This window comes from Paenibacillus sabinae T27 (assembly GCF_000612505.1).
Lineage (GTDB): Bacteria > Bacillota > Bacilli > Paenibacillales > Paenibacillaceae > Paenibacillus_AQ > Paenibacillus_AQ sabinae.
Window position 1 is genome coordinate 4,949,946 of the sequence record NZ_CP004078.1, and the last position, 13,080, is coordinate 4,963,025.

Below are 13,080 nucleotides of genomic sequence, written 5' to 3' on the forward strand. Positions count from 1 at the left end.
TTCCGATAACTAACCATTTCTTCCTGTTCAGTCTGTGCTCGGTGTAGGTCGCCGGGCATTTTCCTGCAAATCTGCAGGTTTGCCAGGTTAATTTCGCGCAGGAAGAAGAAAAGGATACCATTCTGCAGCTTTTAAAGCTCACGCGCCGCCAAATGGGGAGATAGGAGAAGAATTCCTGCACTTTCGGCAGGAATTAGGGTTCGGAGGATGGATTTACACTAAAAAAGTGTAATAACGCTGGAATCTCGGCAACCGACCGCCACTTATTCCACTTTCTCCCCCTATTCCACTTTCTCCCCTACCTCCACCCACCACATAACCTCAACGGCCTCGTTGAACGCCTTGCCAGGGGATTAGTGTACAATGGTTAAGATCCAGGTCATGCTACAGCAGGCCGAGCAAACGTCCTTCCTCGTCGATCCGCAGCCCTTCGGCGGCCGGTTTGGCCGGAAGCCCCGGCATCGTGACGATGCTGCCCGTAATGACGACGGCAAAGCCGGCTCCCAGCGACAGCGTAATGTCGCGTACCTGAACGGTGAAGCCGCGCGGGGCGCCGAGCAGACGGGGCTGATCGGAGAAGGAATACGGCGTCTTGGCCATGCACACCTGCAGATGGCTTAGGCCCAGCTTTTCGATCATAGCCAGACTCCGCTTGGCTGCCGGACTGAAGGACACATCGGCGCCGTGGTAGATTTCCTTGACAATTTTGCCGATCTTCGACGGAATGTCGAGTTCGTCCTCGTATAAATGCGCGAAAGCTGACGTGTCGCTGCCCTCCAGCAGCAGCTTCAGCTCTTCGGCCAGCTCCAGGCCCCCGGCTCCGCCTTGGGCCCACGCCTTCGAGATGGCGACAGGGACGCCCAAGCGCCGGCAAGCCGCCAGCACTTCCTGAATCTCCGCCTGGCTGTCGCCTTCAAAATGATTGAGCGCCACGACGACAGGAACGCCGAATTTGCGCAAATTCTGGATATGGCGCTCCATATTGCTCATTCCGGCTAGCAGAGCGGCCCGGTTTCCGGCGTAAAGCTCTCCCTTGGGCACGCCGCCGTTATATTTCAGCGATTTTATCGTAACAACAAGCACGGCTGCGGATGGCTTCAGGCCCGCCTGCCGGCATTTGATATCCATGAACTTCTCCGCCCCAAGATCAGCGCCGAAGCCCGCTTCCGTCACGACAACTTCGCCCAGCTTCAGGGCGTAGCGGGTGCCGATCACACTGCTGCAGCCGTGCGCGATATTGGCAAACGGACCGCCATGGACGATGACCGGCGTTCCTTCAAGCGTCTGCACCAGATTCGGCTTAACTGCTTCTTTCAGCAGGGCGGTCATCGCATCCACCGCTTTCAGCTCGCCCGCCGTCACCGGATGCCCTTCACGGTCATAGCCGATCAGCATCCGGCCAAGGCGAACCCTTAGATCGGCCAAATTAGCGCACAGGCACAGCACGGCCATAATTTCCGAAGCGGTCGTGATCTGAAAGCCGCTCTCCCGGACAATTCCGTTGCCGTCGCCAAGCCCCGTAACGACATTGCGGAGACTTCGGTCGTTCATATCCATGACCCGTTTCCACACGATTCGCGTCGGGTCCAGCCCCAGCTCGTTGCCCTGAAAGATGTGGTTATCGATCATCGCCGACAGCAAATTATGCGCCGATGTCACTGCATGAATATCGCCCGTAAAATGCAAATTAATCTCATCGGCCGGAACAATCTGCGCCTTCCCGCTGCCCGTTGCTCCGCCCTTCATGCCAAGGCATGGACCTAGCGAAGGCTCACGCAGCGCGGCCACCGTCTTGACGCCCGCCTTGTTCATGGCCTGCGCGAGTCCAATCGTCGTCAGCGTCTTGCCTTCTCCCGCCGGAGTCGGGTTCATGGCGGTCACCAGCACCAGCTTGCCGTCGGGACGGCCCTTGATCTCCTCCCACAGGGATGGAGCCAGCTTTGCTTTATATTTTCCGTATAACTCCAGATGCTCTTCCCGAATACCCGTCTCTGCCGCAACCTCCGTAATTAACCTCATATCTCTATATAGACCTCCTGCACCTTAATCCTGAACCTTGACCTGAACCTTAATCCTGAACCTTGTCCCGGCTCCGCCGGCAGCCGCATTTCTTCGGACATGCCGCGCTTTAGCTCTATTTCAGGATACAGGGTCTTTGAAAAGCGTCAAGCCTTATTTTTCAAGTTATTAAGCGTTCACTATTCGTCCACATTATAAAAAAATCTCCCGAAAAGGGGATTTCCCTTCACGGAAGATACAAAACTAAACCCGCAATGCCCCGGGGGGCAGCAGCTAACGGGGCGCTAACGCGCGGACAGCCCGCAGGCTTCCGCAATCAGCCGGTAAGATTTCAGCTTGTCGGCAAAGCCGTGCATCACGCTCGCAATAATCACCTCTTCACAGCCGAACCGCTCGCAGAGCTCGTTAAGCTGATCGCGGATTTGTTCCGGGGAGCCGACAAGTATATGTTTCCGGTTCTCCTGTACAATATGTTTCTCGTATGGCGTGTACGGATAAGACAGCGCGGACTCAACAGAAGGCGTCGGGGCGGAGACATGCGTCTTGTCCAGCAGGACGGCCGAGAGGTCCATGCTGGATGCAAGCCGGTCCGCTTCCTCTGTCGTCTCGGCGCAGACCGCGAACACAGCGATCATGCCTTTGGGCTTCAGGAGCAGAGGCGATGGGCAAAAATGGTCGCGGTAAGCCGCCATCGCCTCCTCGCCGCCGCTAACGTTAATGAAACGGGCAAAAGCCAGCCCCGTTCCCAGCCTGGCGGCCAGTTCAGCGCTGTCCCGGCTGGAACCGAGCAGCCAGATCTCCGGGGGAGAAGAGACCCTGGGCATGGCCTGAAGGCCCGCAAAACGGTGATGCAAATCCGCCCCTTCGTTCAGATAGGCGAGCAGATCGGCAATCTGCAAGGGATAGAGGTCGGGGCCGGCTTTACCGTATTCCTGCAAAGCGCGGACGGCCAGAACGCCTCCGCCGGCAGCCCGGCCGATCCCCAGATCGATCCGCCCGGGATACAGGGCCTGAAGCACCCGAATATTCTCCGCGACTTTGTATGAGCTGTAGTGGGGCAGCAGGATACCTCCCGAGCCGATCCGGATGGAAGAGGTAACGGCCGCCAGATGGGCCATCAGCACCTCCGGACTCGATCCGGCCAGACCTGGCGCAAAATGGTGCTCCGCTACCCAGAAGCGGTAATAACCGAGCCGGTCGGCTTCCCGGGCCAGCGCGGCGGTCTCCGCGAGCGCTTCGGCGGGCGAGCTTCCTTCCGATACCGGCGACTGGTCAAGCACACTGAGCTTAATCATGGTAAGGCATCCTTTCCGCGAGAACTGACTTCAGGCTTTAAGAACCCAAAAAACCCTCTCCGGCAGAGCCAGAGAGGGAGAAACCGTTCATTCTGATCCTAGTCCGTTTCCGACAGCGCAAGCCTGACCAGCATGGAAGCGAACTTGGCCCTCTCCTCTTTGCTGCCGGTCTTCCACAGCTCCAGAAGCAGCTTCTCCTCGCTATTGCGGGGCTCCTCGTAAGCGGCCAGATAATCGGCCACCTTCTCGGCCGCTTGGGCAAGCTGGGCCTCGCTGAGGCCGATTTTCCGGGCCAGCTCCACCCGTTTTCTTAAATAGTTTCGAAAGGCGTCAAAGTCGTTCAAAATTTCTTCCCTTTGCCCCGGTTCAATCCGGTTCAGGGTTTCCTTCACCATCTCGATCGCCACGCTGCCGTCTTTGCTTACAACATGATTATGCTCGGACACGTTGTCGCCTCCTTTAGCGCTAATAGCGGTTTTACACTACTTAACCGCGGCGTGAATTGGTGAATCAAGGTCAAACCCTGCCTCTTAATTAAGGCAAAAATCGTAGACAGCGCGCGCTACTTGGAGACGGGCACAGCGCTGTAATACTCCTCAAGCGTTATACCTTTGTCCGTAAGATAACGGGCGACTTTCTCGCCCACATAACGGACATGCCACGGCTCGTACATGTAACCCGTAACGGCTTCTTTGCCTAGCGGATAACGGATGATGAAACCGTAGTCAGGCGCGTGAAGCGCCAGCCAATTCGCTTCCTTCGTTCCGGCGAAGCAGCTCTCCGCCGCGCATTTGCCGTCTCTTCCGGAGAGGTCGATCGCCAGCCCCGTCTGATGCTCGCTGTAGCCCGGAACGGCGCTGTATGTGCGCGCCTTATCCTCTCCGTCCCGCTCCACATAGGCGTTGAACAGACTCCGCTGCGTCTTCGCGGAGCGATAGGCGGAGACCCCCGCCAAATATACCTTGTCCAGCTTTGCGCCGGCGAACATCTCTTCGAGCGCATGAGCCGCTTCCTTGCGCATCATCCGCTTTTCAAGCTTTTCTTTGAAGAGGAACGGAACATCGGGATACACCAGATCCGCCGGTTTGTAATCATCCGGCAGCCCATACTGCTTGTTCACGATGACGCCGATGCTGTCCGGCTCGGTTGCCGCAAGCATGGCCGATTCTCCCGGGTCTCCGCTCTGCGACTCTGGAGAGGCTGAAGGAACCGGCGACGTAACCGGTGTCGGTGCCGCTGACGGGGTTCCTGTCTCCACCGCCCCCGGTCCCTTAAGGTCTGGCTGATTTGTAGCTGCGGCCCCGCCGCCTGGTGAAGCCGGCGATGTATATTGACCTATTCCCCAGCCGGCGGCGATGACGACAAGGAACAGGAGGGGTATCCATAGTTGTTTGCGCATGGCGCTTCCTCCTTATTACCGGTGTTGCTGCTTTATCACCTTATAGACAAGCCAAAGGCGGCAAATGTTTCAGCCGCCTGCTTAGAAATTTCTGTCTGACCGCCGTGATCTTGGCGGTTGTTCCTGCTTTCGGCATACCCCGGCGTCCTACCTGCCGCGGTTGCCCCGGCCGCCGTCGCCTTTGCGGCCCGGCCCACCCGGCCCGCCGCTTCGCCCGCGCTGGCCGTCGCTGCCCCTGCCGGTGCGCGCGGGTGCGGCCTTGCCGGCAGCGCCTTTCCCGCCGCCGCGGGCCGCACCGCCCGGCGCACGGCCTTGGCCGCTGTGCGCCGCGCGCTTGTCCCCAGCCGCCGCGTCCTGGCGGCTGCGCCGTCCCCGGCCGGCGTCTCCGCTCCGGCCGCCGGCTTCCTTGCCGCGGCCGCTTACCCGCGCGGCGCCCGCTTTGTGTCCGCGCCCGGTTCGCGCGGACTCGGCAGCGGCGCCTCCACGAGCGCCGCCGCCTGTGCCCGTGGCGAATTTGGCTTCGCCGAATTCGCCCTTCTCGTAGCGGCGGCGTTCCAGCCGCTGCGAAATGCCCCGCTCGATCATCTCGAGCCCCGCGCGGTCGCGCGGTGAGGCGAAAGTGATCGCGAGCCCTTTGCCGCCCGCCCGGCCGGTGCGGCCGATACGGTGGATGTAGCTGTCCACATCCAGCGGCATATCGTAATTGAAGACATGGGTCACGCCCTCCACGTCAAGCCCCCGGGCGGCGACGTCGGTGGCGACGAGCAGCTGAAGCTTCGCCTCGCGGAACGTCTTCATGACGGCCTCCCGCTTGTTCTGCGACAGGTCGCCGTGCAGCTCGTCGCAGTCGTAGCCCGCCTCGATAAGGGCTTCATTCAGCTTCGACACCCGGCGCTTCGTCCGGCAAAAGATAATCGCCAAATACGGGCGGTCCCGGTCGATCAGCGCCTTCAGCGCTTCCTCCTTCGCCCGGTCGGTACATTCGACGACCTGCTGGCGGATATTGTTCAGCGGAATCGGCGAGCCGCTCTTGATCACAATATCGATCGGCTGCTTCATGTAGCTGGCGGCCAGCTGTTTGATCGGATCGGGCATCGTCGCCGAGAACAGCATCGTCTGCCGCCGCGAAGGGATCGCGGTAATGATGCTCTCCACCTCGGCCAGAAAGCCCATATGCAGCATCTGATCCGCCTCGTCGAGCACGAGCATGGTCACTCCGCCCAATGCAAGCGTTCCGCGCCGCATATGATCCAGCAGCCGGCCCGGCGTACCGATAATGAGATGCCGGCCGCCCTCAAGCTTGCGCAGCTGCTTCTCTACGTCCTGACCGCCGTATACCGCCAAAATCTTGATGTCGCTCTCGCTCGTTAGCTTGCGGGCCTCTTCCGTAATCTGCAGCGCCAGCTCCCGGGTCGGGGCCATAATCAGCGCTTGCGGAAAAGGCCGGTCCGTCCTGATTTTATCCAGGATCGGCAGCAGAAAAGCGAGCGTCTTGCCCGTTCCCGTCTTCGCTCTCGCAATGACGTCAAGCCCCTGCACGACCGGCGGAATCGCTTCCGCCTGAACCGGGGTAGGCTGTGCAATGCCTTGTCCCCGCAGAAGCGCGGTCAGCGCCTCCGAAACTCCCAACTCTCTAAAACCCGGCAATTTCATCACCTCATTCTTTCTCGTTTTATCGATTTCCGTTTTGGATACTCCCCATACATTAAAAGCGGAAGAACTCCTGCCGGAGTTCTTCCGTCCCTTGTCCTTCTATATTCAAAATCTTCCCGATTTGAAGATCGAATAAATCAGCCAGATAAACATGAACAGCGCAACCACCGAGCCGATTTCGATAGTTGGAAAATTCCACAGCACGGAAGGCTCGCGGCGGAGCGAAGAGCCGATGATCAGGCCAACCATAATAATGCTGAAGGCCAGCAGCACGATGCTGAAAGACAGCCGATTGCCGATGCGGTCCAGCTTCCGCAGCAGGCTCTGCAGCTCAGGGACGCCAATCTCGACCTTCAGCCTGCCCTTGCTGATGAGGGCCGACAGCTGCCGGGCTTGTCCGGGCAGCTCCACCAGGCTCTCGGCAAGGTCGGCGACCCCGCCGAGCAGCTTGCGCTGCAGCCGGCTGCTGCTGAAGCGCTGCTTCACAAGCTGCCGGCCGAAAGGCTCGGCCATTTGGATGATGCTGAAGGAAGGGTCCAGTTCGCCCACGACCCCTTCCAGCGTCAGCATCGTCTTGCCCAGCATCGCCAGATCTGGCGGAATGGCCAGCCGGTGCCGCCTGGCAACCGCGAACAGATCGTTAAGCGCCTTGCCGATGCTGACCTGGCTGAACGGAACATCATAGTACTCCTCTCTCAGCCGGTCTATATCTTCATACAGCGCGGAACGGTCCGCCTCCTCCGGAATAACCCCGAGACGCAGAATCGCGCGCACCATCGCTTCCGTATTTTTGCGCATCAGTGCGATGATCAGGCCCGACAGATGGTCCCTGGTCTCCTCGCTCAGACGGCCGACCATACCGAAATCGATCAGCCCAAGCTTCCCCTCTTCCGTCAGCATGACGTTTCCGGGATGGGGATCGGCATGAAAGAAGCCGTCGATAAAAATCAGCCGCAGCATAATGTCCACCAGCCGCTCGGCGGTATCTTTGAGGTTGACGCCCTTGCTGAGCAGCGCTTCCCGCCGGTTCAGCGTGATACCCTCCAAATATTCCATCGTCAGTACCCGCGAAGAGGAATAATCCCAATAAATCGCCGGAATATAAGCCGATTTGTTGTCCTCCAGCTGCTGCGCGATCCTTTCCGCATTGCGGCCCTCCTGACTGTAATCCAGTTCGTTCATCAGGGACTTGGAGAACTCCTCCGCCATCCGGGAAATGCCGTACTGCTTCGCCCAGTCCAGACGCCGCTCGGCAAGCGCCGTCAGATCGCGGAGAATCTCAAGGTCCCGGCTCATCATCCGCATGACGCCGGGGCGCTGGATCTTGATCGCCACCGCCGTTCCGCCCAGAAGCACACCGCGATGAACCTGTCCGATGGAGGCTGCGGCAAGCGGAGCATCCTCGAAGGAATCGAATACCTCGTTAAGCGGCTGATCGAGCTCCTGCTCAAGAATATGCCGCGCCGTTTCCGCCGGAAAAGGGGGAACATGGTCCTGCAGCTTGACCAGCTCCGAGATAATAGACTCCGGAAGGAGATCGGAGCGCGTGCTCGCAAGCTGGCCGAGCTTGACAAAGGTCGGCCCCAAATCCTCAAGCACAAGGCGTATCCGCTCCCCGAGCGTCCGGCTCGCATGCGCTTCCTGAGTCACGAGCCGGCGCGGAAGCGACAGTACGCGGTATAATCCCAGCTCCTCCACCATATAACCGAAGCCATGGCGCATCAGCGCCATGGCGATTGACCGGTAACGTCCGGCATGCCTGATCCGCACCATTTCAGTCCGTGCGCGTATCCGGCGTACCTTCCGCCGGCTGCGATCCCTCCAATCGGGATGTGCCCTCAAGCTCGGCTAGACGCCGCTCCAGAACGGCTATACGTTCCTCCAAAGCGGCGATGTCGCTTTTTGCCGGAACGTTCAAATCCTTCAGCACGCGCTGCACCTGCTCTTGAACCGCCGATTTAATGATGCCCCGTTCTTCTTCGCCCCGCTCAATCAGCCGGTCGACAAGCGCCTTGGATTCCGAGGGAGCCACTTCTCCCCGCTTGACCAGCTCATCGACGGCTTTTTCCACCTTTTCCTTGCTGACAACGGTGAGTCCCACTCCTAAAGAGATCGCTTTTTTCAACAAATCGCTCATCTTCTCTTCCTCCTTGGATTCCGTTTTGCTGAAGGCTTCTTGTATTTTAAATTATACCTTACCGGGCGGGGGCGCACAAAAGACGGGCCTTTACTGCCGGGTCGGAATCCGGGCCGCCCATTTGGCGGCTTGCAGCAGCAGCTTCTTCACTTCGGGATGAAGGAATGTAGGCTCATGATGCCCTGGCATCAGGTAGACAACCCGTCCGAGACCGTAGCTGTGGCACCAGCCCGCCGGCCACCACTGTCCGCCTGCCTCGAATTCCAGCAGCACGGTCTTCTCCGTAAACGGATCGAATTCGAAACGGTACGGCTCTTCATCCAGCTTGAAGCTTCCTACACCTTCCGTTATATGATGCTCCTGCGTGCGGAATTCGAGCGGACCGTACGGGGGATGGCCTCCAAACCGGGCGCCAATCAGTTGGGCCAGTTCATTCCGGTTCCCGAGAGACACGCCTGTATGTAAGACGATAAGTCCGCCTCCGCCAGCGACATAGCTCAGCAGTCCAGCCGTTTGCTGCGGGGACACCGATTCATTCCACAACTCATTATATGCAATGCACAGATCATAACCGCTAATATTCTCGGTCAGCAGCATTTTTCTGTTTTCCGTACATTGGACAATCATCAAATCATTTAAAATATGGCTGATTTGCTCATCCACACCCTGCAAAGGATGGAACCGGGGATGTGTGTACTCCCCCAGCAGCAGGCATTTTCTTTTATCCATAAAGGCCTCCTCGTGTCGGTAACCGTATTCGTTCAATCTATGCTGCCTATATTTTAAGTAAAATGCTGGCGTATGTCCATTCGCGAAAAACGGGGAACCCTTCCGCCGGTTAAACGGTGCGACGTAAAAAGAGCATCTCCGGCCGGCTTCGGCGCGAAAATGCTCCGTTATCTTTGCTTGGAAGGCCCCTAGCGATTGGCGGCCAGATAGCGGCCAAGCTCCACGATCATGCTGCCCATCCGCTCCTGCTCCGGCATGACGATCCGCCGGATGCCCGCCTCCTTGAGCGCGTCGGCTGTAATACGGCCCACTGCAACCGCAAGCACTCCGGCCTCAAAGGCGTCAAGCATCGCCTGCCGCATGCCGCGGCTGTCCGCGTATTCGGCCAGAAAACGGATCTGCGGCGCACTGGTGAAAGTAACGGCGTCGACCTTGGCCCCGGTTATTTCCGTAAGCAGCCGCTCAAGGTCCTCTTGCTCCGGCGGCATATGCCGGTAAGGTAGAACCTCCCGAACCTCGGCGCCTGCTTCTCTGAGCCAGGCGTTCAGTCGCGGGGCGGGATCGCCGTGCAGCTGAAGAACGGCGGTCTTGCCCCGGAGGTCGAAAGCCTCAAGGCCGCGGATCAACCCCGACGTGCTTCCGTCATCGTCCCGAACATGCGGCACAAGCCCTCTTTTCTTCAGCGCGTTTACTGTCTTGTAGCCCCGGGCCGCGATCATTGAGCCGGCAAGCACTTCCTGAAAGCGCTCCTGAATGCCCATGTCACCTGCAACCTGGTACAACGCGTCCAGGCCCATTCCCGTAGTAAGAATGCTCCAGTCGGGGGGACTCCCGGTCCATTCTTCCAGCTCCCGGCGAAGCTCTTCCCCGTCCAGAAATACCGTTCCCTGGGCTGGCCGCAGGAGTGCGGTTCCGCCCATATTGCTTATCAGCTTCGCCAGCTCTTCCGACTTGCGAGGGCCGGCAAGAGCGACGGTCACGCCTTTCAGTTGATCGGCCATGATGCGGTCTCCTCCTTCTGTTCTCCTTGCTGCTTGCTTAACAGTATACTTGCAAGGAGATGCCAAAGAAAGTTCTAGCTCGCTATTCCGCGGGAAGTTTCTTCCTCGGCCGAAGCCGCAGTCGGCTCTGCTTCCGGCTCTGCGGTCTGACCTGCCGCACCGGAACCGTACAGTTTGAAGCGGCTGACCAGAGCCTGCAAGTCATCGGCCAGGCGGCTGAGGTCCGACGACGAGGATGCGATTTCCTCAACCGAGGCAAGCTGCTCCTGCGCGGCTGCTGAAATCGTCTCCGTATTCGCCGCAGCCTCCTGGGAAATCACGCGAACTTCCTCCATTGCCTTCTCCATACCGCCGGCTTCCTGAGACAGTGCCTGAACACCTTCGCCCATCGCCTTGATTTTTTCCGCCGCTCCCTTGACCGCTCTGCGGATCCGCGAGAAGGAACGCCCTGTCGTATCGACCGCGAGGATGCCTTCGGATACTTTCTCCTTGGCACTGTTCATCCGCGTTATCGCTTCTTTCATCTCGCTGTTAATCGAAACGATAACCTCTGAGATTTCCCGCGCCGAATGCTCCGATTCCTCGGCCAGCTTGCGGACCTCTGCGGCGACAACGGCAAATCCGCGGCCATGCTCCCCGGCTCTCGCCGCCTCGATGGACGCGTTGAGCGCCAGCAGATTCGTCTGCCGGGCGATTCCCGTAATGATGCCTACGATGCCTACAATCCGTCCGCTGCGCTCGTTGAGCTTATCGATGACGGCTCCGAGCTCCTCGACCGTCTCGTGAATGCCGTTGATTTTATCGACGACCTGGATAACCGAGTCATTGCCTTCAGCGGCTGAGCGGGACGTATTGTCCATCATCGCCGACACTTCATTCATATACCCGGAAATGTTGGACACCTCCGCCGTAGTCGCGGCCGTGCCTTCCATACCTCTTTGCACACTGCCAACCTGCCGCTCGTTGCCCGCAGCCACCTCCTGAATGGCGACGGTCACATGCTCGATCGCCTTTGTCGTCATTTCGGCTCCGGCCGTCAGCTCCGCAGCCGAGGAAGATACGTTGTCGGTCATTTCCTGCACGCCGAGTATCATCTCCCGGAGACTGGAAACCATGGTCTGGAAATTGGTGGCCAGATGGCCGATCTCGTCCTGTCCGAAGGAGCCGATATCCTGCGACAGATCGCCCTGGCTGATGATCTCCGTCGCTTTGCTCAGCCGGCCGAGCGGCGCAAGAAGCGCGCGCAGAACAAAGTAGAGCGGCACCAAAGCAATCAGGATGGACGCAGCGATTACAATAAGCGCGGTCGTCCGGATGCCTTGCGACGCGCTAGTGATTTCACTTTTGTTGATGGTTCCCGCTATTCTCCAGCCGGTAAGAGCATTGGTCATATAGGTCAGATTTTTCTTGTCGCCATTATAGTCATAATCGAACGTGCCGCCATCCTTCTCGAACATTCTTTTGACAAATTCTACGTTTGACTGAAGACCTAGCGGCTCCGTCGGATGCACCACAAACCTCTTGCTGCTGTCCACAATCAGGACATACCCCTCCTTGCCGACCTTCAGATCGACCAGATTCGCCAGCTGCTTCAGGTTCAGCTCCAAAAAGAACACGCCGCTTTTATCGTTGAGTACCGACGATATGGAGACCACCGTCTCCTTGTTCGCGTTCTGAAACACAGGGGAGATCACTGGACCGCCGCCTTTTTTGATAGCGCTAACATAAGCATTTTCCTTCCGTGGATCATATCCGGCGGGCAGGGGGGTATCGGAAGCTTTTACAACTTTGCCCTGGTCGGTTCCTATATATACTTCCAGTACATCGGGATGCATTGCCGCATATTCCTTCAACCGGCCTTTCAGCTCGGCGTATCCTCCTCCGTTAGGATCACTGTTCACGGTGGAAGAAGAAACGGCGTCGACGAAATACTTCACGTCCTCTATCTTGGACTGGATATTCGAATTGACGATTTCATTGACCGCCGTAACACTCTCCTGCGAGCTGTTGACGAGCTGATTCGTCACCGCGCTGCTGGCCGTCCGATAGGTCAGACCTCCGATGATGAGACCCGGGACAATCAGCACAAGCAAATAAATGGAAATTAATTTGGTGCGCATAGTCAAGCCTGCCTTTTTCTTTCTGGGCATCTTCTCTGTTCCCCCATTCGACTGGATAAAATAACGGTAGATCGCTTAGCAAATGTATAATGTTATATCGGCATATGTTGGCTGTTATTCTACTCTTTTTCTTGATTCTGCTCATAAAAATATCCAGTCATTCCACAAATGGACACAAAAAGGGCTTTCCGTCCGTTCTGGCCGGAAAGCCCTTTCTGCATGCTATGTTATATCCCCGCCGGCAATGGGCCGGTGCCGTCCGGTTAATTCACAACCTTGCTGCGGCAGGCGGAGCAAACGCCTCCAAAAACGACATGCGCATGTCCGATGCTGTAGCCGGTCTCTTTGGCGACCTCCTCCAGCCAGCCCGCGGGCACATGGCTCATCACTTCATCCACCGCTCCGCACACGTCGCAAATAATATGCTGGTGGTCGTCCATACGAGCGTCATAGCGGCTGGCGGCCTCTCCCAGCTTCAGTTCCCGGATCAGCTGCTTGTCGGCAAGATAGCGAAGCGAATTATATACAGTGCCGTAGGCAAGGTTATGCCCCTTCTCGACCAGACGGTTCATCACTTCCGCCGCAGTCGGGTGGTCATGCGATTCACGGACAATATCGTAAACGGCTTGGCGTTGGGAAGTCAGATTCAGATGTCTCACTTCGATCACCCTAACTTTTTATTTTTAGATCAAGTATAAATCTTTGGAGCATTCCGGTCAATCATTGG

The 13,080-nt window shown here is 58.0% G+C and carries 11 protein-coding genes; all 11 read right to left on the reverse strand.

The genetic code is table 11. The features are described from left to right. Positions 1–384: 384 nt before the first annotated feature. Positions 385–2,019 carry a formate--tetrahydrofolate ligase gene (locus PSAB_RS22850; protein WP_025336878.1) on the reverse strand — a complete coding sequence of 545 codons (1,635 nt, stop codon included), beginning with the start codon at positions 2,017–2,019 and terminating at the stop codon, positions 385–387. 284 nt (positions 2,020–2,303) lie between these two features. After that, a complete protein-coding gene (locus PSAB_RS22855) occupies positions 2,304–3,314 on the reverse strand; it encodes an LLM class flavin-dependent oxidoreductase (protein WP_025336879.1) in 1,011 nt (336 codons plus the stop codon). 98 nt (positions 3,315–3,412) lie between these two features. After that, positions 3,413–3,760, reverse strand: coding sequence for a DUF3243 domain-containing protein (locus tag PSAB_RS22860; protein WP_025336880.1), 348 nt, complete (start codon positions 3,758–3,760; stop codon positions 3,413–3,415). A gap of 116 nt (positions 3,761–3,876) precedes the next feature. Then, positions 3,877–4,713: a M15 family metallopeptidase gene (locus PSAB_RS22865; RefSeq protein ID WP_025336881.1), complete on the reverse strand. Its 837-nt coding sequence runs from the start codon at positions 4,711–4,713 to the stop codon at positions 3,877–3,879. Positions 4,714–4,860: 147 nt separating this feature from the next. After that, positions 4,861–6,366 carry a DEAD/DEAH box helicase gene (locus PSAB_RS22870; RefSeq protein WP_038596248.1) on the reverse strand — a complete coding sequence of 502 codons (1,506 nt, stop codon included), beginning with the start codon at positions 6,364–6,366 and terminating at the stop codon, positions 4,861–4,863. A gap of 105 nt (positions 6,367–6,471) precedes the next feature. Continuing rightward, complete coding sequence (locus tag PSAB_RS22875; protein ID WP_038596250.1) at positions 6,472–8,139, reverse strand: ABC1 kinase family protein; 1,668 nt, start codon at positions 8,137–8,139, stop codon at positions 6,472–6,474. A 1-nt stretch (position 8,140) separates the two neighbouring features. Next, positions 8,141–8,548 (reverse strand): phasin family protein, encoded by a 408-nt coding sequence (locus tag PSAB_RS22880; protein WP_226991847.1) that lies wholly within the window; start codon positions 8,546–8,548, stop codon positions 8,141–8,143. 45 nt (positions 8,549–8,593) lie between these two features. Then, positions 8,594–9,232, reverse strand: coding sequence for a ThuA domain-containing protein (locus PSAB_RS22885; RefSeq protein WP_025336885.1), 639 nt, complete (start codon positions 9,230–9,232; stop codon positions 8,594–8,596). A 188-nt stretch (positions 9,233–9,420) separates the two neighbouring features. Then, on the reverse strand, positions 9,421–10,233 hold the full coding sequence (locus tag PSAB_RS22890; RefSeq protein ID WP_025336886.1) for a uroporphyrinogen-III synthase: 813 nt from the start codon (positions 10,231–10,233) through the stop codon (positions 9,421–9,423). 74 nt (positions 10,234–10,307) lie between these two features. After that, positions 10,308–12,383 (reverse strand): methyl-accepting chemotaxis protein, encoded by a 2,076-nt coding sequence (locus PSAB_RS22895; protein WP_025336887.1) that lies wholly within the window; start codon positions 12,381–12,383, stop codon positions 10,308–10,310. A 233-nt stretch (positions 12,384–12,616) separates the two neighbouring features. Beyond that, the gene (locus PSAB_RS22900) at positions 12,617–13,012 is read right to left on the reverse strand and encodes a Fur family transcriptional regulator (RefSeq protein WP_025336888.1); all 396 of its coding nucleotides are present in this window, start codon (positions 13,010–13,012) and stop codon (positions 12,617–12,619) included. Between the last annotated feature and the right edge of the window lie 68 nt (positions 13,013–13,080).

Bases quoted from the DNA above. Each gene is read 5' to 3' on its own strand.
- PSAB_RS22875 (WP_038596250.1), bottom strand. From the start codon at position 8,139: ATGGTGCGGATCAGGCATGCCGGACGTTACCGGTCAATCGCCATGGCG.
- PSAB_RS22850 (WP_025336878.1), bottom strand. From the start codon at position 2,019: ATGAGGTTAATTACGGAGGTTGCGGCAGAGACGGGTATTCGGGAAGAG.
- PSAB_RS22870 (WP_038596248.1), bottom strand. From the start codon at position 6,366: ATGAAATTGCCGGGTTTTAGAGAGTTGGGAGTTTCGGAGGCGCTGACC.
- PSAB_RS22865 (WP_025336881.1), bottom strand. From the start codon at position 4,713: ATGCGCAAACAACTATGGATACCCCTCCTGTTCCTTGTCGTCATCGCC.
- PSAB_RS22885 (WP_025336885.1), bottom strand. From the start codon at position 9,232: ATGGATAAAAGAAAATGCCTGCTGCTGGGGGAGTACACACATCCCCGG.
- PSAB_RS22855 (WP_025336879.1), bottom strand. From the start codon at position 3,314: ATGATTAAGCTCAGTGTGCTTGACCAGTCGCCGGTATCGGAAGGAAGC.
- PSAB_RS22895 (WP_025336887.1), bottom strand. From the start codon at position 12,383: ATGCCCAGAAAGAAAAAGGCAGGCTTGACTATGCGCACCAAATTAATT.
- PSAB_RS22890 (WP_025336886.1), bottom strand. From the start codon at position 10,233: ATGGCCGATCAACTGAAAGGCGTGACCGTCGCTCTTGCCGGCCCTCGC.